This window comes from Desulfosarcina sp. BuS5 (assembly GCF_028752835.1).
In the GTDB taxonomy this organism is placed as follows: Bacteria; Desulfobacterota; Desulfobacteria; order Desulfobacterales; family BuS5; genus BuS5.
In genome coordinates this window covers 373,711-394,748 of the sequence record NZ_CP087952.1, presented here as the reverse complement: position 1 = coordinate 394,748, position 21,038 = coordinate 373,711, and the positions used below count along the sequence as shown (strand labels likewise).

18 protein-coding genes are annotated in these 21,038 nt (G+C 39.4%); 12 read left to right on the top strand and 6 right to left on the bottom strand.

Annotation, left to right across the window (positions count from 1 at the left end; all coding sequences use genetic code 11):
- Positions 1 to 28: 28 nt before the first annotated feature.
- Both BuS5_RS01895 and BuS5_RS01890 read right to left on the bottom strand, forming a co-directional pair.
- Positions 29 to 280, bottom strand: a complete 252-nt coding sequence (locus tag BuS5_RS01895; RefSeq protein ID WP_084445515.1) for a transposase — start codon at positions 278 to 280, stop codon at positions 29 to 31.
- A gap of 19 nt (positions 281 to 299) precedes the next feature.
- On the bottom strand, positions 300 to 1,334 hold the full coding sequence (locus BuS5_RS01890) for an IS1 family transposase (protein ID WP_274427967.1): 1,035 nt from the start codon (positions 1,332 to 1,334) through the stop codon (positions 300 to 302).
- A 214-nt stretch (positions 1,335 to 1,548) separates the two neighbouring features.
- Here BuS5_RS01890 and BuS5_RS01885 point away from each other — a divergent pair, with 214 nt between their 5' ends.
- Entirely contained in the window at positions 1,549 to 1,794 is a 246-nt protein-coding gene (locus tag BuS5_RS01885) for a DUF2442 domain-containing protein (protein WP_027354878.1), read from the top strand.
- 941 nt (positions 1,795 to 2,735) lie between these two features.
- On the opposite strand, the gene BuS5_RS01880 is transcribed toward BuS5_RS01885, so the two are convergent.
- The 3 genes from BuS5_RS01880 to BuS5_RS01870 form a co-directional block, all read right to left on the bottom strand.
- Entirely contained in the window at positions 2,736 to 3,806 is a 1,071-nt protein-coding gene (locus BuS5_RS01880; protein WP_027354877.1) for a hypothetical protein, read from the bottom strand.
- Between the two features lie 579 nt (positions 3,807 to 4,385).
- Positions 4,386 to 6,113, bottom strand: a complete 1,728-nt coding sequence (locus BuS5_RS01875) for a TIGR03960 family B12-binding radical SAM protein (RefSeq protein ID WP_035266347.1) — start codon at positions 6,111 to 6,113, stop codon at positions 4,386 to 4,388.
- Between the two features lie 123 nt (positions 6,114 to 6,236).
- Positions 6,237 to 6,476 (bottom strand): hypothetical protein, encoded by a 240-nt coding sequence (locus BuS5_RS01870; RefSeq protein ID WP_051375131.1) that lies wholly within the window; start codon positions 6,474 to 6,476, stop codon positions 6,237 to 6,239.
- A gap of 272 nt (positions 6,477 to 6,748) precedes the next feature.
- Between BuS5_RS01870 and BuS5_RS01865 the strand changes: the two genes are divergently transcribed.
- Both BuS5_RS01865 and BuS5_RS01860 read left to right on the top strand, forming a co-directional pair.
- A complete protein-coding gene (locus tag BuS5_RS01865) occupies positions 6,749 to 9,550 on the top strand; it encodes a hybrid sensor histidine kinase/response regulator (protein ID WP_051375129.1) in 2,802 nt (933 codons plus the stop codon).
- Positions 9,551 to 9,639: 89 nt separating this feature from the next.
- Complete coding sequence (locus tag BuS5_RS01860; protein ID WP_157487465.1) at positions 9,640 to 9,807, top strand: hypothetical protein; 168 nt, start codon at positions 9,640 to 9,642, stop codon at positions 9,805 to 9,807.
- Positions 9,808 to 9,836: 29 nt separating this feature from the next.
- Here the strand turns inward: BuS5_RS01860 and BuS5_RS01855 are convergent, their stop codons facing one another.
- Positions 9,837 to 12,188 (bottom strand): transposase, encoded by a 2,352-nt coding sequence (locus tag BuS5_RS01855; RefSeq protein ID WP_274427965.1) that lies wholly within the window; start codon positions 12,186 to 12,188, stop codon positions 9,837 to 9,839.
- A 574-nt stretch (positions 12,189 to 12,762) separates the two neighbouring features.
- On the opposite strand from BuS5_RS01855, the gene BuS5_RS01850 reads away from it, so the two are divergent.
- From BuS5_RS01850 to BuS5_RS01810, 9 genes are all read left to right on the top strand, one after another.
- Positions 12,763 to 13,194 carry a PIN domain-containing protein gene (locus tag BuS5_RS01850; protein ID WP_027353800.1) on the top strand — a complete coding sequence of 144 codons (432 nt, stop codon included), beginning with the start codon at positions 12,763 to 12,765 and terminating at the stop codon, positions 13,192 to 13,194.
- 27 nt (positions 13,195 to 13,221) lie between these two features.
- Positions 13,222 to 14,439 (top strand): response regulator, encoded by a 1,218-nt coding sequence (locus BuS5_RS01845; RefSeq protein ID WP_035265289.1) that lies wholly within the window; start codon positions 13,222 to 13,224, stop codon positions 14,437 to 14,439.
- 36 nt (positions 14,440 to 14,475) lie between these two features.
- A complete protein-coding gene (locus BuS5_RS01840) occupies positions 14,476 to 15,861 on the top strand; it encodes an HD domain-containing phosphohydrolase (protein ID WP_027353799.1) in 1,386 nt (461 codons plus the stop codon).
- A 24-nt stretch (positions 15,862 to 15,885) separates the two neighbouring features.
- Positions 15,886 to 16,746 (top strand): HDOD domain-containing protein, encoded by an 861-nt coding sequence (locus BuS5_RS01835; protein WP_027353798.1) that lies wholly within the window; start codon positions 15,886 to 15,888, stop codon positions 16,744 to 16,746.
- A 2-nt stretch (positions 16,747 to 16,748) separates the two neighbouring features.
- A complete protein-coding gene (locus BuS5_RS01830; RefSeq protein ID WP_051374751.1) occupies positions 16,749 to 17,576 on the top strand; it encodes a response regulator in 828 nt (275 codons plus the stop codon).
- Positions 17,577 to 17,762: 186 nt separating this feature from the next.
- A complete protein-coding gene (locus tag BuS5_RS01825) occupies positions 17,763 to 18,923 on the top strand; it encodes a hybrid sensor histidine kinase/response regulator (RefSeq protein WP_027353797.1) in 1,161 nt (386 codons plus the stop codon).
- Between the two features lie 23 nt (positions 18,924 to 18,946).
- Positions 18,947 to 19,693: a response regulator gene (locus BuS5_RS01820; RefSeq protein WP_198012239.1), complete on the top strand. Its 747-nt coding sequence runs from the start codon at positions 18,947 to 18,949 to the stop codon at positions 19,691 to 19,693.
- Between the two features lie 59 nt (positions 19,694 to 19,752).
- Entirely contained in the window at positions 19,753 to 19,989 is a 237-nt protein-coding gene (locus BuS5_RS01815) for a hypothetical protein (RefSeq protein ID WP_027353795.1), read from the top strand.
- A 207-nt stretch (positions 19,990 to 20,196) separates the two neighbouring features.
- The gene (locus tag BuS5_RS01810) at positions 20,197 to 20,787 is read left to right on the top strand and encodes an anthranilate synthase component II (protein ID WP_035265286.1); all 591 of its coding nucleotides are present in this window, start codon (positions 20,197 to 20,199) and stop codon (positions 20,785 to 20,787) included.
- The last annotated feature ends 251 nt before the right edge of the window (positions 20,788 to 21,038 follow it).

The window sequence follows — 21,038 nt, the reverse complement described above, 5'->3', positions numbered from 1 at the left end:
GCAACAGCCCTTAGAGACTGTTTAAAAATTATTTGTAACGTCTAAGCATCTTTCCAATTGATGCAATATAGACCATAGTTTCAGCGGAACAACTTTGTCTTTCATAGTCAATCATAAGCCTTCTGTCCCACTGGAACCACCCAAATGTTCTTTCGACGATCCATCTTTTGGGTACAACTTGAAAACCTTTAGTTTTAAGAGTAGGGGCGATTTCTAACTTGCAAAGGAAAGTACACCATAGATATGAGGCAAGCTCTCCTCGGTAGTCCCTACAAAACAATGCAGGTTCGAAAAATCAGCTACTTACAAGGTATTGGGACTGTAATGAGATATCTCCAGTTTAGTGGAGAATTCGTAAGTCCCATCTGCATTGCCGGTGTATTATGGTTATACTTTTTTATAAATTTCTCGTTTTCATTGTTAATTCGTATTCGTAAGCTCTTATGAAATTGTATGTAATTATAGTTGAATAAGTTGATCCACATTACATTACTAAAATTCAACTTGTTCTTGCAATACCCCAGAGTTTTTCTCTGAAGATAGGAGATATGTTGCCTCAGGGTAAGGTTCAGTCTCTTAATAAATGAGGTGTTTTGGCTTTTTCCGGGGAAATCTTTTACAGTACCTTTTACAAAATATTTTTTAACTGTTACAAGCCGACGCTTTATTCGGCGCTTAACAATTTGCAGGTAAGCATAAGGAATTTCAGACATAATGTTTTCGAGCGTATTTTTGTAAGCCGCTAATTTATCTGCAGCGACCTTTAATATATTATCTTTTCCCCATTTGCCCAACTTTTTAACGCCCTTTACTAAACGGTTTGCAGTGTAAGTTGTTCTTGAACCCAACTCGAAACCGATCCAGAATTTTGTTGTTGATTCAAGAGCGATAAAAACCCATAATTGTTGACTTTTATTTTTAAGGTAAGACCATAGTTCATCCATCTGGAGAAATACAATGGTAAGTCCGATAGTAAAACAAAGAAATAGGTGAAATTGCTGGCCTTTTTGTCCAATAGCTTTTTGCCGTTGTTCAATTGTCCTTCGATCTTTTTGAAGTACATCGGCAATTGCATCAGTGCCAAGGCCGTAAGAGTTTAGCTTTGCCGTTTGCTCATATTCTTTAAAACTGCCATGCTTTCCAAAAAGATCGGAATATCCTGTTTCTGAGAATCTATGTTTGCCACCATTGCAGTAAAACATTTGTCTTGGCTCAAAATCGGATTTTGTTATGTAAACTCCATCCTTGGTGATTTTGTTCTCGGTTGATTGATAACATTTGCAGCTTTTCCCGGGACAAAAAAGTGTTAGGGCTGTATTTGCTGTATTTTGCATGGTTGCGATCCTTTGAATAGAGTTTTAACCGTACTCTACAAAATATATTGCTTTTAGTCTATAGCAATTTTAATTTTTAGTAAAAATCTTTTTTATTCATGTTTTCAGAGACACTTTTTAATCACCTGCATTGTTTTGTAGGGACTACCGGAAATTGGCTGTTGCGGGTGAACCAGTTTTTAAAATTAATCCATTACGATGAAAGGTGATTGGTATGGAGACTATAATAAAAGCCGTCCCACTTGATAATTACCAAATTGATATCCTCACAAGTAGTGGCATTTCGGGCATCTTTGACGTAAAGCCTTATTTAAACGGCAGTGCTTTCAAAGAACTTAAAAACAAATCTTATTTTTATCTCGTTCGCCCTGCCCATCATGGTATCATGTGGCCAAAAAAACAGGATTTTAGTTCTGATACCATCATATGGGACATACAAAATGCCCAACCAGGTGCTTGAGATGGACTGGGCAAAGCCGTGCCGCTTTTGAAAGGCAGCATTTGACCGGTAGTTTTTACCATTATCATAGTTTTTCGGTTATCGTTGCCCAGCCACTCAGCTTTACGTTCCAGGCGGCTGCGCCGCCTGGAATCGCGGTGCTGACTTCGTCCAGCTCCTTGTTCCGGCGCTTGCGCCGGAACAAGGACAGTTCAAATAAATAATTTTGGTAAACACAAAAAAGTAAACCAATAACTCAACTTTCTGAAGAGTGAAGTCATCTCTATTCCCCCTCTAATAGGGGCGTTTGATTGTTATTAAGGCCGAAATATACAATTGCTTCTCCCATTATCAGATCAAGAATGGGGTTTATAATCCTCTCGGATAAATTATGAACTTTTCAGCGTCTTTCAATGAGGCTTAAAAGTAGTTAACACTTTTCCTCATATTAGACCGGTATTTTCACTGCAGAGTACGCAGAAAGCGCAGAGGAACTGCTTAATTTTTAATGTAATATCTCAGCGAACTCTGCGTTCTCTGCGGTGAAATCCAGTTTTTATACAAAGTAAATGTAAACTAATTCTGAAGGATGCCTGTTTTGACATCCTTCATATCACTTCAAAAGTACTTTACACTTTTTTTAAAAAAACAAACCTATCTGTGTTGATCGGTATGCATCTGTGTCCCATTGTTATTTTAAAAGTGTCAACGGTAGTCCCTACAAAACAATGCAGGAAGTAGGTGTTCGTCCAAATAAGCGTTACAGTATTTTGTAAATTTTCATCAAAAATACCCGTTACACTATTTGCATCTTATCATGCTGGAAATGATGAAATGGATGGATGGTATTTTATTGAAAAATGAAATTTGAAAAAATAATGCGAAAAAATGGGGGTGTGTCAATTTATCTGAGTACAATTGTATCAGTTTAGGTGAGCGCTATAGGGGAAAACCCTTCTTTTTTAAATAGATCCCTCATCCAGCAATTTTTTGAATGTCGGCGTGTCATTCTGATACATTTTGATAGCCTCCATATAACCGAGGCTTTCCACGACTTTGATGCCTTTTTTTAAATATCGGTATTTATCGAATCCATTCTTTGATTGCAGATCCTCTTCAAGCAAAGAATAAGAAAAATTTGTAAAATACTTTTCAAGAAAGCATGGGAGTAATTTTGCAACTATTCCTCCGACCACGGCTTCTTCTATGGCAAGCCAACCATCTGCAATAGGCTTGATACCATTAATGGTTGTAACAGAATTCCGCAGTATATCGGCCTTTATCATATTTTCCGTATATTCCCGCAATAGTATATGCAAAGTTTCTTCAACAGGTGTCATCAAGGCTGTATAAGGATTCTTGGCGCTATTCTGCCATATGGTATAATTATTCCTCACAAATTCAAGTGAACCGTCATCATGCAAATATATATCTGTTATATAAGAACCGACCTCACCAATTAATATTTTACCATTTAATTTTATCTTTACTTTATTATTCTGCGGGCTGAAAAAAATGCAAGTTACATTATATTCCCTGGCAAGATTATGTACAAGAAAGGCTGTTACCCCATTATGATCAGACAAATCCGGTAGTTCATTATTGAGCGTTGAAAGACTGGTATATGGATTTTGCATGCTTGTTTTTTCAAAAATAAAGGAGAGTACGTCAATGCAATATCTTTCATACAATTCTGCAAATTTATAACGTGTTTCAGGGACAAAAAGCAGCCGGTGCTCTAGATCTTTGAGTTCCCAACTTATTGAAGAACTTTGCAAGTCTGCCTTGATTTTAGTTACAAGAGTCTGATGTTCTTTAAAATACTCAAAAGTTGCTTTAAAACAGCCATTCTCCAGCTCTGGTACAAAAGCGTTAAAAACATATAAAGGTTTCTCTCTGTCTTCTAATCGTATAAGCTCTATCAGGTGGGAATAATCTTTTTTAGATCCAAATACCTGGGAACCCGGGCATAAGATGAAAAAAACTAATAAAAAAAGTAATATTTTTTTCGATAAATATCTTACTGAAATCATTATAAAGGCCTCTCTGATAAAAGCAAAAATCGTTCAGCTGGAGTTAAAAAAAAGCGTAAACTATTTTTATTTTCAAATCATTGGTTGATCAATATGATGAAATAATCATGCTAAATTTTGTACTTTTTGACACACATATGTTTTATTAAACGCATAAAATATATGATTTGTAAAATTTTTTTTCTCTATAAAATCAAGCAGATATAAAAATAAAAACTTAACAACCTATAACAAAGCAAATGTTATGCCACTCATTGCTTGTGTTCATAGATCAGCATGCTTTAATTGGCACAAAGTTTATTAAAAAACAGTGAACTGCAAGGTTTTAACCGTGAACGGTTAAAAAAACATCAACTGTTTGAAACTTGCGTGGAGGTACAGCAAAATAGATGAAATAAAAGGATCATATTTGTACAGGCAGGATGCAATGATGACTGATGGTAAAAGGAAGTTTGTGAACCAGTATCTTGCAAACCTTAGGGCTATCTCAAAACTAAATGCGCGGAATTGGTTTTCAGATTTAGGTCGGCCTTGTACGATCCGATTGAGCAAAGCCGCAGAAATAGAGGGCTATAGATTTCACATCAATACCGGGCAAACACCGCAAAGGCTGCATGATCCCACCCTGCAGGGGGGCGATGTTCTATTTTTTTCGGCCAGATTGTATTCATTACGGAGAAAAGATTTTTTAATTCCGTGATCAATAAAATCCCACGGAAAAAGTTCCTTATTATGCCGCTCACGGTAAACGAAAAAATCCGGATTAAACTGAGATTCTTTCAATGTTTTTGGCCAGTTTCCCCTGTTTTCTACAACCTTCAATAAAATTTCAGCCATCCTGCGGTCGCCCCTGGAAATAATGGCCTGGATATATGCCCGACGGGGACTCTCCACATTTATGCGAAGATTTGCCGTTTTTTTTAATTCGGCCCTTATAATGTTGATCTTTTTTTTTATTATACGCTCCTCATCCATTGCCGCCCATTGAAAAGGTGTGAACGGCTTGGGAACAAAAGGGTTGATGCTCAATGTTATGCGGCCGATACGTCCCCTGATCCGGCTTGATTTCAGGAATACATCTTTGATCTTTTTGCAAAGCTTGGCAATTTCTTCGATATCTTCAAATGTTTCGTGGGGAAGACCTATCATGAAATAAAGCTTGAGATTCGGTATTCCTTTCGCCACCAGCCTTTCGGCAGTTTTGAGGATATCTTCTTCGGTAATGCCCTTGTTGATCACATCCCGCATGCGCTGGGATCCGGCATCGGGCGCTATGGTGGCCGTTTTTACCCGGCTTTGTTTGAGAACCGATAAAAAGTCTTCGGTCAACGCATCGGCCCTGAGTGAGCTGAAGGATATCCTGATATTATCATTTTTGAATTCAGAGCACAGCGCTCCTATTTCCGGCAGATCGGATACGGCCGCTCCCACAAAGCCTATCCGGTCGGTAAGTTCAAGACCCTCTTTAATAGATTTTTGCAAGGCCGACACGGTTCGGTAACGCGGAGGCCGGTATATGTACCCGGCGCTGCAGAACCGGCAGCCATGAGTGCACCCCCGGCCGGTTTCGATTAAAAATGTTTTTTTAAAGGAAGTATGCGGGGTTAAGACAGCGCTGCATGTGGAAACAGAAGAAAGATCCTGCAAAAAAACTTTTTTTACCTTAGACGGCGCCTCACACAGCGGCTCAAACAATTTAAACGTTCCGTCATTATTATAAAACGGGCGATACAATGCCGGCACATAAACCCCGGGCAGGTTTTTGGCAATATCAAGCAGGAAGCTTGTTTTCCCCTCATTCGACCTCAGGATCAACCTGTCAAAAAAGTCACAAAAATCGGGCAAAAGAACCTCCGCCTCACCCAGCAAAAAACAGTCGATAAACAGCGCAACCGGTTCCGGATTTAGAAAACATGCGACTCCCCCGGCAATGATCAGGGGATGATCCGGCCTTCTCTTCTTTGCCAGCATTGGAAGCCCGGCAATATTCAGGAAAGATAAAATATTAAGAAAATCGCTTTCAAATGAAACCGAAAAAGCAATTATATCAAAATCAGTAACCGGCCTTTGAGATTCTATTGTAACAATCCGGCTGCCTGCGCTTTTGCCGTTATCAGGCAGAAAAGCTCTTTCGCAAACAACATGCTCGATATTATTTAATAAACGATAAACAGTTTGAAAGCCCAGATTAGACATCCCGACCCGGTATTGGTTCGGGTAAACAAGGGCAATCCTGGTCCGCCCTCTCCAGTCTTTTCTTACGGCGCCTGTTTCAGATTCGGCATATTTTTTGCTTATTTTTGTCAATTGATTGTCAGGGCCGGTTTAAATCGTTTAAAATAAATATAAAGGTTAGCTGGTTTTCCGCTGCTTATCTAAAACACCTTTGAATTCAGATATATCCATGATTTTTAAATGACAAACTTTCGATTAGTTTTCATTCAGCCAATCTTCCATAGTATCTGCTGACATATCCTTTTGATTCCAGATATTATCAGCTTCATTTATTGCTTTTTCAGCAAAATGATTAGCCAAAATCGTTTTTAATTCCATTAAATCATCATACTCCAAATTTGTAGAATACAATTTTATAAGTTCCAGTTGAACATTGCTTAGAGCTCGTGATTTAATACCTGTACTATTTTTTTCTTTAGACTTAACTAAAGGCATGATTAAACCTCTCTGCAAGAGTCAGTTATCAGTCCACAGTTTTCTAAAAAAGACAAAATTAACCAATCAGTACGTCCACTTATGCTGTCTTTTTTTCATGTTTCTAAAATATCAGACATCCTTACCTCAGGTCAAGAAAAACGCTTACCTGCCTGAAGACTGCCATTTTTTTAAGTTTTTCCAGCAAATGCCGATGATCTTTCTTAGAATACAAAATAGCCCTTGCAGCCACTTTTTATCATAAGAAATGAGGAGAGGAGAGCCCTTTACCCATGAACAGTTTACAAGCAAACTCACTAAACAAACTGCCGGATATTGAGCCTGGAGAAATCCGGGATGCCTTTGTCGATTTTATGGATTATGCTTTTGAAGGATACCTCTTGTTTGACAAAAATTTGAAGCTCAAACTATTCAACAAGGCCACACAAGCTATCTTAGGCCTTTCAAAAAAGGATGTCGGCAAGCATATAACCGAAATAGCTCCTTACCTTACAAATACAAACAGGCTGGCAAAATATAAAGAAATTATAATAACAGGCGAATCCTTTGCGTTTACTAACATATCCATAGAACCCCATAACAAGATTCGCAATATAAAAGCATTCAAGACTGGAGACGATCTGGGAATCATAATCAATGACATCACTGAACTCAAGCAGATTGAGTATGATTTGATAAAACAGAATGTTGACATTCATAGATATGTGGATAACCTCATCACTATGAATGCGAAGATAGATACCGGAGGCGTTTTTATCATGATAAATAAAAAGGCTGCGGAAGCCGCCGGTTTCAAACGTTCCGATATAATCGGGACAAAGGCCTGGAACGGGGGATGGTTTAATTATGACCGGGAGATCCAAAAAAGGGTTAAAAAAAATATCGCCAAAGCCGCCCTGGGGGAGAGGGTCTTTTATGAAGAGCGCCTGAATACCAAAGCTGGTTTGATAGATAGCGAGATCCGTTTGTCACCTGTAACCAGTAAGGCTGGAGTAGTCTCTTACATTATTATTGAATGTCATGATATCTCAAGATTGAAGATGGCTGAAAAAAAACTTCTTGCCGCCAAAGAGGCAGCGGAAGAGGCCAACATAGCAAAATCGGATTTTTTGGCCACTATGAGCCACGAGATTCGTACGCCCATGAACGGCATCCTCGGTTTTGCAGATATTCTGCTGGGAGATGAGTTGAATTCGGATCAGAGAGATGCTGTTGAAACCATCAAAAAAAGCGGTGAAAATCTTCTACTGCTTATAAACAACATTCTCGACCTTTCCAGGATCGAGAACAACAAGATAGAGCTTGAATCGATCCCGTTTAATCTTGAAGACTTGATTTGCGAGGTTGGTGAACTTACAAAAACAAAGCTGGGTGAAAAACCTGTCGAAATTAATTGCTTTATCGATGACATCCCGGCCGGCCTTATAGGAGATCCCACCAAATTACGCCAGATAATAACAAACCTGGCCGGTAATGCCGTAAAATTTACAGAAAAAGGGGAAGTATTGTTGTCTGTTTCTGTTGCAAAAGAGACTGATAAAAATATTTTGCTTGATTTTTCAGTCAGGGATTCGGGCATCGGAATACCGCCTGATAAACTCGAAACTGTTTTCGAAACCTTCCGGCAGGTAGATTCAAGCACCACCAGGAAGTACGGAGGAAGCGGCCTGGGGCTGGCCATTTCCAGGAAACTGGCAGCGCTGATGGGCGGCGAAATGTGGGTTACAAGTCCTGCCTTCAGTAAAAAGGAAAAGAAAACTTACGGTTACGGAGACGGCTCTATTTTTCATTTTGCAACCCGATTTAAAAAGGATCTTTCAGGAAAAACTCAAAAAATGCAGGTGGATATATCCGGGCTCGAAGGAAAAAGAGTCTTGATCGCGGAGAATAATCAAGCAGCATTGCAAATATTAAAGAATATTATAAAAAAAGCAAAGATGATCCCTGTTTTGGCCAAAACCGGAGCAGAAGCACTGAAAGTTATTAATAACCACCCGCCGGAAGTCGCCATTATTGATTTAACCCTGAAAGATATGGCCGGTACGGAACTTGCGGCAAAAATAGACCAAATAACCGGAGAAAAGACAAAGCTGATAGCGCTGACGCCTGACCATATCCCAGGTTCTAAAAGCAGCAAATCAAAATTTGCAGGCCTGCTGTCCAAACCTGTCAGGCACAGGGTCATGATCAACATGCTCAGGTCGCTTTTCGGGTTGCTGGAAGAGGATACCGGGAAAAGCAGGAGCATCCCGATAAAAAAGGAGATCATGGCTCATGCTGTAAAAATACTCTATGCCGAAGATAATCCTGTTAACCAGAAAGTGGGAGAAAAGATGTTCAAGCGAATGGGATATCAAATTAAAATTGCTTCCGATGGTTTACAGGCACTGGAACTTGTCACCGGGAGAGACGCTTATGACATTATATTCATGGATATGCAGATGCCGAATATGGACGGCCTGCAGGCAACCCGGGAAATCAGAAAATGGGAAAAAACCCTGAAAAAAGATATCTCAAATCAACATACGCGGATTCCGATTATAGCGTTAACCGCCAATGCCATGAAGGGCGACCGTGAAAAATGTATCCAGGCAGGCATGGACGATTATATGTCAAAGCCCTTTAAAACGGAAGATATACAGAAGATGGTCCATAAATGGTCGGTAAAAGAAAAATCTTTTCCGTCGGCGGTCAAAAGCAAACGAATCATAGTTGTTGAAGACGAAGAAAAAATACGTAAATCAATAATGCGCCTTATAAAAAGAAAGATGCCGGGCGCTATAGTAATGTGTGCCGGGGACGGTATTGATGCCACCGCAAAACTGGGGAGCTTTGCGCCTGATCTTATCCTGACCGACATCATGATGCCAAAAATGGATGGTATTGAATTTGTAAAATATATCCGCTCGCATGCAAGATATGACAAAACCGGAATCATTGTAATTACCGGCTTAAATGAAAATGCAGATAAAGTTGAATCCGTAAAAAACGAGGGAGTCGACAATCTGCTCTTTAAGCCCCTGGCTAATAAATTAATCATCGAAGAAATACAAAAAGTATTTGCCCGGCGATAGAGAGTTGAAGGGTGAATAGTCTTCTTTTTTCTTGACAAAACACTGTCCTGGTGTACACTATTTGCGTGTGAATAAATTAAGGAGGCGATATGTTGAAAAATATTACCTTTAGTGCAGACCCTAACCTGATTTATAGTGCCCGCGAAAAAGCTCAGCGTGAGCATACAACTTTAAATGCTCAATTTCGCCTGTGGCTTAGGCGTTACGTCACAACCGACATTAAATCCGCCGCTTATGAAAATTCAGACGAAATCTGAGCTGTATGGTGGACATTTTGCCGACGACTTTATTGGACACTTTTTAAAAAATCGTACTGATTTTTAGCGCGCAGAAAAACACTACGATTATTCCACCACAAGGTTTTATTTTTACCTTTTTCTTTTAAGGATAAAAGCATTTTTGAGACATGATCTTCAATAGTCCCTTTTTTTTGCCAGTCCAAAAGAGTCAATATTAAGTTGCCGGAATGATCCTGCTCAATTTTACAGTTTCTTTTTTCAAATAGAAGCGTACGCATTTTTTGGAGGGTACATTTATTGCCATCAACTTTATTATAATACTGCCCCCCTAATTCTTTTAAAAAATACTCATAAGCAAGCCTGGCTACCATAACACAATAAAATTCAAATTCAACTTTTACTGGATCAAGACCAAAAATCTCATCTATAAAATAACTGGAAACAAGATCCTTGATCCCATTTTCAATAACCCAACGAAAACGATATTTACGGAGAATGTCTTTTGAATGAAGTTGCAGGTTGGTAGAACTAAAACACCGTATGTTTTCAGTTTTTTTTTCTCGATCTCTAAGAATAACAATTTTCATTTCAAGCCCTGTTTTGGGTAATTTGACTTGTATTGCCTTGAATTCGTCATCCTTGTTAAAGGGTTCCCATTCTTCATCGCTGTCTGTAGCAGGTTTGATTAATTTAAGAATTTGTTTATTTTTTTTTAGACAAATAAAAATATCACCATTTTTAAAAACAACCTTCTTATAATAATGGAAGTCTTTTTCTTTGGTATATTCTGAATCAATATAAAGTTCTTGTACGGCTAAGGGGTCTAAAATTGGAAGAATATTTTGTTCGCAAAATTGATGGATTATTCGAGGAGCTCTGGTGCCGCCTTGAAAATAAGCTATATTAATGATGACATTGGTTGCAAGATCCCAAGCAACATGGGGACGAAAACTTGGTACCATGTTACCGGCTTTATCTGGACCTTTACCAATTTGTTTTTCAACGGAATGATCTCCATAAAATTCTTTAAGATGAAAATCAAAGCCGATTTGTAGTCCCTCGATGAGCTCTAATTCTTTCGCTCGTGCTACTAAATCGCATCTAAGTTTGTGGATTTGGTCAAATGTAAAGGCAATAGTATCTTCGTAATATTTGGAAGTCGAACCATACATACCAATTCCACTTGCTAATGCTACGGATCGATCACGATTATTATTTAAATGGCTTATACGGCGGTATCCTGCAAGGATTCTGAAAATATTCAATAAAGCCAAGTTTGTAATTTCTTTTCCTCTTAACTTAATTGGTCCGTAAGTATTAAAAGCTTGGATAACGCCCAGATCATTTACAAATGGCGCTAATAAAAACGGACCTGGATCACAAATTTGAAAAGGACGAATTTTCATTTTATTGCAAATCAATTCAAAATGACGATTTATTCTTCTTGTATTAAAAATAGTGTACTCAGATTGAAGGTGATACGCACTTTTGAAAGGCTGAAATGGTTTATCCTCAACGTAACTTACTTTATCTAAATATTCATCCAGAGCAACAGGTTCACGATTTTTATCGTCCAAGCCCCAGCGTTTAATGACGCGAAGTACGGCAAACCGGGAAATCTTAAGTTTATGTGTTTTAATAATAAGTTCCGGAGACCATTTTGGATGTTTAAGCTTTTCCAAAATAATAGCTAATTGCAGCTCAGAAGAAAGACTTTGCTTTCCCTGTGAGTGAGCGGGGATAAGTGCCCAGAGCCCGTAAAGTTTATACTCTGCAATTAAACGATAATAGGTTGGCATAGAAACTCCAAAGCGGAAGCAAACCTCTTTTGAGGTAGACTTATGATTGGAAAAGAGTTCTCTGAGTAGTTCCAACCGTTTATGACAGGGATCTTGATCTATCAGAAAAGTAGCTTTTCGTTTTTTTGGATTATGATTCCTATCTGGCGTTTTTAAAAAAGTAGCCCATACATCGAGTGTCCTTTGTATTCTTCCCCAGAAGTTAAAATCGTCTTTCATATCAGAGATACCATAGCCATGGGACTGAAGGATTTTTGAAATTAATTTTGTTGAAGATAGACCTTTGGTAATCGGCACAGATTGAGTAATGCGATGAATTGAAGTATAGGAGAGAAACGGACGCCCTTTTTTTAGCAATAATGCGAGTTGTTCTAAATCCGGATACTGTTGACAACTGTCTGAAAAAGTAAAAAGGCCAGGTAATCCATAATCAGTAAATTTTTTTTCAATTTCATAAAAAAAAGAACGTGAAATATTAAATTTTTGACAAGCTGATTTAATGGCTACGCCATGTTCCCAAACACTCCGGAGACAATCATAGTGATTGAAAAAAATTTCATTTTCATAAAAGTAAGGTGTCTGGGATTGGAGTTTTGCCATAGATTGCAAAACGCGCGAATGCAGTGATTGAAAATATTTTATGGAATTTTTTGATAGTATCATAACCAAGATTACTATCATGCTATAAGCACAAAATCAAGTATTTTTTACTCACGCTAAACGCACAAAATTGATATTCCAGGCATAAGTGTGCTTTCCGGAAAAAATTGTGTAATTTTAAATAGATATGTGCTTCTGTTGATAGCTTGGAGCCTGCTGAATGAACTGAAGCCTATAAAATATTTTGAAAAGACAACCTGACTTACAGACCTAAAAAAACATATCGAATAAAATTATGGTAGTATTTACAAAGGGATAGGGAGTTAAATGCAAGAATAACGATTGAGGAGGCATAGATGTTTTAAAACAAGCGATTGTGTGTTTAGCCTGAGGCTGTTTCAAGCTAAATGCACAAATTGCGGAATTAAAAATACAGTTTTTTCAATGGATTATAAAATTTGACTTTTAAAATAACAAAATATTTGTCCGCTCAACAGCTCAGATTTCGTCTGAAATTTAATGAATTCTTTAGATTATGCTAACCCGGGGAAACATTTTACAAGAGATGAAATGAATGAACGTTAAATTTTTTTTGGATACAAATATTATCGTGTACTCGTTTGACCCAAACGCTCCCAATAAACGGGATGCAGCTCGGCAGTTTATTCGCAGCGCACTTATGCAACAAAATGGCTGTATCAGTTATCAGGTTATCCAGGAATTTTTTAACATTGCTACCCGTAAATTTGTAACGCCATTATCTCCACAAGATTGTAAAATATATTTGAATGATGTCCTTTCACCACTATGTGAAATTTTTCCAAGTGTTGAGTTTTATTCTCAAGCATTGCAAATCGCAGATCGATGGAAATACTCCTTATATGATTCGTTAATAATTACTGCTGCATTACAAGCAAATTGCACTATTCTATATAGTGAGGATTTGCAGCATGGACATGTGATAAACTATTTAACCATTACTAACCCTTTTCTTGAGAAGTCCTGATGGAAAACGGGCACTGAGGAACGTGGAATGAAAATACTGATTGTGGAAGACAACCCTGTAACACTTGCTTTATTGCAAAAAATAGTTGAACAGTCGGGGTATGAAGCGGTTTTGGCTGATAATGGCCAAAAGGCCTGGGAAAAAATCCAAAAAACAGCGCCGGCCATGATCATAACAGACTGGCTGATGCCTGGAATGAACGGCCTTGAACTCTGTAAAAAGGTAAGAACCTTTGAGTTGGCCGATTATGTGTATATCATACTCTTAACCGCCAGGGACGGCGCCGGGGATGCAGTTGAGGGACTTAAAGCCGGAGCGGACGACTATATCAGGAAGCCGTTTGACCATGCGGAATTAAAAGCCAGAATCAGGGTGGGAGAGCGGATAATTCAGTTGAAGGACGAACAGAACAAGGCAAATGCCCAACTGCTCCAGTCTGAAAAAATGGCTTCCATCGGTCAGCTTGCGGCCGGTGTGGCCCATGAAATCAATAATCCGACCGGGTTTGTAAGCAGCAATCTTAAAACTATGGATGATTACACGGGCGATATTTGCGAACTCATCAATAAATACAAAAACATACAAAAAGCAATGGAAGAATCCTGGCCGGATGGTACGATGCCTGCGGCATTATCTGCTCAGCTTAAAGAGATCTCAGATTATAAAGAAGAGATAGATCTGGATTATATTCTCGAGGATATTCAAGACCTGATCGGAGATTGCAGGGAGGGAACCGGGCGGATTAAGAAGATCGTAATAGCTTTAAAAGATTTTGCACACCCCGGCAAAGACAAATTGCAGAAAACGGATATCAACAAGGGGATTGAACAGACTCTGAACGTGGTTAATAATGAGATCAAGTATATTGCCACAGTAAATAAAGAATTCGGCGACCTTCCCATTGTAGAATGTTATCCACAGCAGATTAACCAGGTCTTTATGAATATCCTGGTAAATGCCGCCCAGGCAATGGAGGAACGAGGTGTTATCAATATATCCACCAAAGCTGAAAACGGTTTTGTAGAGATAAAAATAAGCGATACCGGAACCGGGATTTCGGAAGAGAATCTTTCAAAGATATTCGATCCCTTTTTTACCACCAAGGAAGTGGGCAAAGGAACGGGCTTGGGCATGAATATTGCGTATAACATAATCGAAAAACATAACGGCGCTATTGATGTTCAGAGCACAGTAGGCAAGGGAACGATCTTTACAATTAAACTTCCGATAATTTTTAACTCATAACTCTTCAGCCTTTAACCTTTAACCTGTTTTGGGAAAATGTCTGTAAAAAAACAACATACCATCCTGCTTATTGATGATGAAACAGCTATTACAAAAGCATTAAGCCGGCTGTTTCGCAAGGGGGGCTACAAGATCCTGACTGCTGCAAGTGGTCAGGAGGGTCTTGATATTCTGCATACCTTAAAAGATGGGGCGGAAGATCCGGTTTCACTTATTATTTCAGATCAGAGAATGCCCGGGATGAACGGGGCTGAGTTTCTGGCAAAATCGAAAGAGATCTTTCCTGATGCCATCAGGTTTCTGCTTACCGGGTATTCCGACATGGATGCAATCGTTGACGCGGTTAATAAGGGCGAAATCCACAGATACCTGACCAAGCCCTGGAATGATGATGATATTATCCTCCAGGTCAGGCAGGCCGTGAAACAGCTTGAGCTTCAAGCAGAAAACCGCAGGCTCACGGAGCTTACCAATGAACAGAACCTGGAACTGAAAGATTTAAACAGGAATCTGGACAATAAGGTCAAGCAGAGAACCAGGGAGATTATAAACAAGGGCAGGGATCTCCTGGAAATTAATAAAAAGCTTGAAAAGAGCTTTATGGATACTATCCGGCTCCTGTCATCCTTAATCGGAACCTTAAATCCTGATTTAGGCAAATATATGGGGCATGTTGCCAGGCTTTCAAGAAAAGTGGGGGTTGAATTAGGTTTTTCCAAAAAACCGCTGGACCGGATAGAAATGGCCGGCATGATTCACGATATAGGCCTGCTTGGGCTTCCTGAAAAAATTCTGGCAAAAGATGAAGCGCAGATGACGGGAAACGAGTTCCGCCTGTACAGCCAGCACCCGGTGATAGCCTTTATGTGCCTTGAACCGGTGGATAGTCTTGGAGAAATAGGTGAGATTATACTTTGCCATCATGAAAATCTTGATGGCTCCGGATTCCCCAGTGGCATCAAAGGGGATGCAATTTCACTGGAAACGCGAATAATTGGGACAGTAGCAGATTATTGCAAGATAACCGATATGTGGCCGCGGGATACAAAAATAATTATGGCAAAGACCCTGCAGTACGATTATGTTTATAAAGAGGTTGTTCTTGAAGAACCGGATATAATGCTGAAAAAAATTGCAAAAAGGATCATCCATCACGGGATAAAACATAAATACGATGAAAAAGTAGTAACCGGCTTATTCAGGGTACTATCCGCGCAGGAAGCAGGGGGGAACAAGCGGAAACATTTAAAACTGAATTATTATGATTTAAAGGAAGGTATGGTGCTGGAAGAGGATTTGCGCATAAAGGACGGCCGGCTATTAATGTCAATGGGCACTATTTTGAAACAGGCTGCAATCGATTCTATTAAAAAAGTCGGAGAACATAAGCTGATTGGCGGCACAATTCATGTATCAATATGACAGAGATAGGTTAGAGTAACCAATATGGACAGAAAAACGATTCTTAAAAAACTCGATCGCATTGAAGATCTGCCGACCCTGCCGGTAATTGCGATGGAAGTCAACAAAATGCTCCGTGATTATAATACATCAATTAAAGAGTTAAGCGCGTTAATTAAAAACGATCAGGCCATGACTCCCAGGATCCTGAAGCTTGTTAATTCATCCTTTTACGGTTTTAAATCAAAAATCGCCAACATAGACCGTGCAATAATACTGCTCGGTTTTAATACAATCAGCAATGCGATTGTTTCTGTTGCTATCATCGACGCGCTTTCGATCAAAGGTTCTTCAGACGATTTTGATATAAAAAATTTTTGGGAGCATTCCGTTGCAGTCGCGATAACAAGCAGACATCTGGCGGAAAAGAGCCGCTTATGTTTACCTGAAGAGGCCTTTACCGGCGGGCTGCTGCACGATATAGGCAAGATTATCCTTTCGCACTATTTTCCTAGCCTTTTTAAAAAGGTTATTCTTTCTGCGGATGAGAATAACATCACCTTTTATGAAGCCGAAAAAAAAGAAATCCCGGTTACCCACGCGCAGATCGGGGCTATTATGGCACACAAATGGAAGCTGCCGGACGGCCTGGCCGATACGATAAAATACCATCATGCCGTAAAAGCCGGCGCGAACGATATAAATCTCTTGATGATTGTGCATGTAGCTGATTTTATATCAAATTACTTTATCCACAGCCAGGATGCGAAGATTGATTCTGCTTTAATCAATCCTGAAGCGGCCCTGGCACTGAAACCCCAATTAAAGACCTTGGAGGATTGGCTTCCTGGAGTTAGGGAAGGGATAGCCTCGGCCTGCCAGTTTTTTTTAGAGAAAGACATGTAAAGATGCATGATAAAAAGCATACAATATTATGTGTTGATGATGAAAAGAATATCCTGAATTCCTTGAAACGCCTGCTCAGGAAGGAGGCTTATCACCTGGTGACAGCCTCAGGGGGCGAAGAAGGCCTGCATAAACTTGCAGCAGAAGAGATCAGCCTGGTTGTCTCGGACCACAGAATGCCGGGGATGAGCGGCACTGAATTCCTGCAAAAAGTAAAAAATCAATATCCCGATATAATCCGTATTATATTAACAGGATATACAGAAGTAGATTCCATTACGGAATCTATAAATCGCGGGCATATTTATAAATTCCTTTTAAAACCCTGGAATGATCAAAACCTGATCCTGGAAATAAGACAGGCCCTGGATCAGTACGACCTTGTCAAAGCCAATAAAAAACTTCATGATGAAGTTATACAAAAGAATGCGGAATTGAAAAGAATCAACGAGAATCTTGAAATGCTTGTCCGGGAACGTACCAGGGATCTCGAAGTCCAGAACCATGCCCTGGAGCTTTCACGCACCATCCTCGAAGATTTGACACTTCCGGTAATTGGAATAAGCGACGAAGGTATGATAGCGCTCCTTAACAGGTCTGCGAGATCCTTTAACGGCCGATTAAAGGGCCTGTCGATCGGCAGCAATATAGAATGTTTTTTTCCTGATGATTTAATGGAAATGATTAAAAAAGCCCTGCCGTCTGAAACATACAAGGGAATAAAAGGGTACGGATCATCTGATAATAAATATGACATAGATTTTATTCCCCTTTCAGGTTTATTCAAGGGCAAAGGGATCATAATGATATTCAGGGATATCTGCCTGTAACCGTAGGGGCACCCCTTGTAGGTGCCCAAAATGAGGTCGCCCAAAGAACAAAAGGGCAACCACAAGGGATTGCCCCTACGGGTTTCTCGTTCCCACGCTCCAGCGTGGGAACGCGTACCTAAATTTGAAGGATGCCAAATTTAAAATCAAAAATATATCTTAACCCATCTTCGGGCGCTAATTATAATGACAAATAAAACCGGAACAGTCCTGTTTGTGGATGATGAGGAAAAAATTCTTAAAGCATTAAAAAGACTTTTCAGGTCTGAACCATGCCGAACTTTTTTTGCATCCGGAGGGCCGGCAGCGCTTGATATATTAAATGCAGAAAATGTCTCTGTTGTGATTACGGATCTATCAATGCCCGGGATGGACGGTTTTACCCTGCTGGATCGGGTCAAAGCCGAATACCCGGATATAATCCGTATTGTAATGTCGGGTCATTCTGATACGGATACCATATTAAACGCGATAAACCAGGGCAATCTTTACAGGTATATCGTCAAGCCCTTTAATGAGGCGGAATTAAAAATTACAACAAAACAAGCTGTTGAACTTTTCAATCTCCAGCAGGATAAAAGAAATCTTATGCAAAGGCTTGAAGAGCATAACAATCTGCTGGAAGAGAGAGTTGAAAAAAGAACAAATCAGTTGCTGGCCATAGAAAAAAAAGCGGAGATAGGCAAATATGCATCCCAAATAGTTCACAATATGAATAATCCTTTAATGGCCGTATTCGGCTCTATCGGCATTGTTGAGCTGATGATGAAAAACGCAAATCCCGATATGGATAAATTGCAAAAGTTTCTCGGCATTATGAAGAAGAATGCCTGCGATTTAAAAAAAATAATAAGGTCAATCCTTGATCACGCAAGGGAGGGCGGACCTTCCCGGACTGAACCAGTAAACATCAACGAAATTATAGCAAGAGCGTTGGAATTTTTTGAACTCGATTCCATTTTTAAATACAAAATAGAAAAAAATATTTCCCTGACCGAGAATCTGCCTTTTATGAAGGGAGATTCTATTCAGATCAAGCAGATCATGGACAATCTTATTAAAAATGCAATCGATGCGATGGAGCATTCGGACAAAAAATGTCTCGGCATAAAAACCGGTATGGAAAACGGAGATATTATAATTAAAATTTCCGATACAGGCGAAGGGATTGCGGAGGAGGATTTAGAAAAAATATTTTCTCCTGATTATACCACAAAACCGGTCGGAAAAGGGACAGGTTTAGGCCTGGCCAGTGTTAAAGCAATGATTAATGCTTATTCAGGCAAAATCAAGGTGAAATCAGAAAAGGGGAAAGGCACTCTCTTTACAGTGCAACTTCCCGTATGACATCAACATTCCAGGGGGCCGCAATGGCAAAAACAAAAATAACTTTTCATATCTTGATCGATGACCGGAAATGCATGGAACAGGTAAGCAGTGCGCTGCAAAGCCTTGATTATGACATTTTAATCAATTCCGGGGCAGAAAAGCTGCCCGAACTGAATTTGGGACTAAATTTGAAACTGAACAAAGACGACTTTAATATAATAATCCTTAATCCCGGTCTTTCCTCCTGGGAATGGCTTGACCGGCTGATAAAAATTGATAAACGATTTCCTGATCTTCCCGTTATTCTTTATGCTTCTGAAATAACAGACCGCCTTTACCAGGTGGCGGATAATTCCACAATCTTTCTGGCTCATGACAAGGAAAGTCTTACACAGAGAGTAAAGGATATCATCATCTCTTTTAAAATATCAAAAACACAAATTCTTTTTGTTGATGATGAAGAAAAAATTATAAAAACCTATCTCAGGATGCTGCGCAAGCTGCCCTGGACTTTGTTCATAGCCTCAAACGGAATCAACGCATTGGAAATTCTTGAAAAGGAACGTATAGATCTCGTTGTTACAGATATCAAAATGCCGAACATGCACGGATTGGAATTAGTGGCAAAAATCAGGGAACAAGACCATAACCTGCCTGTTATCATATGTTCCGCTTACAAGGGGATGAAAGCAGATCAGGATTTGGTGTATTATAATGTATCAGCTTTTATGGATAAACCTGTTGATCAGGATGCACTTTTAAATAAGATTAAAGAATTGATTGCATGATGGTTGTGCAGGGAGATATTATTCAGCAGATTCTAATAATACAAAAAAAAAGGAGGGATATGAGTAAAATAAGAATGACAGGAGAAATCAGAACCGATTATGACTGTGAAGCTGCAGGGCTGCCGGCTGAAAGGTGGGGGGAAGCGGTATTTAAAATAGGCGATGAAGAGCTTGTTTTGGAGGTAAGTGTGGAAGAATCCGTTATAGTGGCAATTATGGCTGGCGAAGAAGCAGTATGGAAAGGGACCCTCGAAGGTTTGAAAAAATTACTTAAAGGTGAGATTACAGGCCGGTAATTTTGTTAATGCTCGCAATTAAATCGATCCGGAAACTTCCCGGATTTTATTCCTGGGGACTTTCTCAAAAAAAATTTGACTATTTCAAATCTTTTCTTGTATAGTTTTTATACAAATTAGATATTCTTATTTTTGAGTTATGAAACAGGCAAAAGCCACCCAGACTCTACCGGGTGGCTTTTTTTTATTTGAAGGAGTGCTACTGATATGAGCAAACTGCTGGTAATCGATAATTATGACTCCTTTACATATAACCTGGTGCAGATGTTCAGACGCTATAATCTTGAGATTGATGTATATAGAAGTGACAAAATATCTGTTACGCAGGCAGGTTCGATTAATCCTGATTACATTTTAATCAGCCCAGGTCCAAGAGATCCCGCACATGCCGGGGTCTCCATAAATTTAGTCAAGGCATTTTACAAAAAAATCCCCATCCTCGGTGTTTGCCTGGGGATGCAGTGTATTAATGAAGCCTTTGGCGGCAGTACTGTACGCGCACCTGTCCCGATGCATGGCAAAACAAGCCTGATACCGCATAATCATAGTGCTTTATTTAAGGGTCTGGTTTCACCCTTCAAAGTTGCGCGTTATCATTCGCTGATGGTAAATATCAATAATAGTGAACTTGTCGTTTCATCGCGCAGTAAAGATGGTGTTGCTATGGGCTTTAGCCATAAAGTTTATCCGGTTCATGGACTTCAGTTTCATCCTGAGAGTTTTCTAACGGAAAACGGATTTCAGATTATTGAAAACTTTTTGAAACTCGGCCCTTGCACGGATGTAACATCTAAATAAGGAACGGGAAATCAAATGACAAGATACACGCCACTGATAATAAAATATAAAATGTCTGAAACTCGCATGTTAGTGAGCCTAAAGAAAAAAACAGGGGCCTATCTTTTAATTCCGGCTGCTTAAAAGCCAACTCATATCCTTTAAACATTAGTTGTCTTATATGCTGTTTTTTCTTAAGGCTCACTAACACGCTCAAACAATCAGACCTTTTATATTTTATCATCAGTGAGCTCCAGAAGTTATTGAAAAGT

Bases quoted from the DNA above. Each gene is read 5' to 3' on its own strand.
- BuS5_RS01890 (WP_274427967.1), bottom strand. From the start codon at position 1,334: ATGCAAAATACAGCAAATACAGCCCTAACACTTTTTTGTCCCGGGAAA.
- BuS5_RS01885 (WP_027354878.1), top strand. From the start codon at position 1,549: ATGGAGACTATAATAAAAGCCGTCCCACTTGATAATTACCAAATTGAT.
- BuS5_RS01880 (WP_027354877.1), bottom strand. From the start codon at position 3,806: ATGATTTCAGTAAGATATTTATCGAAAAAAATATTACTTTTTTTATTA.
- BuS5_RS01870 (WP_051375131.1), bottom strand. From the start codon at position 6,476: ATGCCTTTAGTTAAGTCTAAAGAAAAAAATAGTACAGGTATTAAATCA.
- BuS5_RS01865 (WP_051375129.1), top strand. From the start codon at position 6,749: ATGAACAGTTTACAAGCAAACTCACTAAACAAACTGCCGGATATTGAG.
- BuS5_RS01860 (WP_157487465.1), top strand. From the start codon at position 9,640: ATGTTGAAAAATATTACCTTTAGTGCAGACCCTAACCTGATTTATAGT.
- BuS5_RS01855 (WP_274427965.1), bottom strand. From the start codon at position 12,188: ATGGCAAAACTCCAATCCCAGACACCTTACTTTTATGAAAATGAAATT.
- BuS5_RS01850 (WP_027353800.1), top strand. From the start codon at position 12,763: ATGAACGTTAAATTTTTTTTGGATACAAATATTATCGTGTACTCGTTT.
- BuS5_RS01845 (WP_035265289.1), top strand. From the start codon at position 13,222: ATGAAAATACTGATTGTGGAAGACAACCCTGTAACACTTGCTTTATTG.
- BuS5_RS01840 (WP_027353799.1), top strand. From the start codon at position 14,476: ATGTCTGTAAAAAAACAACATACCATCCTGCTTATTGATGATGAAACA.
- BuS5_RS01835 (WP_027353798.1), top strand. From the start codon at position 15,886: ATGGACAGAAAAACGATTCTTAAAAAACTCGATCGCATTGAAGATCTG.
- BuS5_RS01830 (WP_051374751.1), top strand. From the start codon at position 16,749: ATGCATGATAAAAAGCATACAATATTATGTGTTGATGATGAAAAGAAT.
- BuS5_RS01825 (WP_027353797.1), top strand. From the start codon at position 17,763: ATGACAAATAAAACCGGAACAGTCCTGTTTGTGGATGATGAGGAAAAA.
- BuS5_RS01820 (WP_198012239.1), top strand. From the start codon at position 18,947: ATGGCAAAAACAAAAATAACTTTTCATATCTTGATCGATGACCGGAAA.
- BuS5_RS01815 (WP_027353795.1), top strand. From the start codon at position 19,753: ATGAGTAAAATAAGAATGACAGGAGAAATCAGAACCGATTATGACTGT.
- BuS5_RS01810 (WP_035265286.1), top strand. From the start codon at position 20,197: ATGAGCAAACTGCTGGTAATCGATAATTATGACTCCTTTACATATAAC.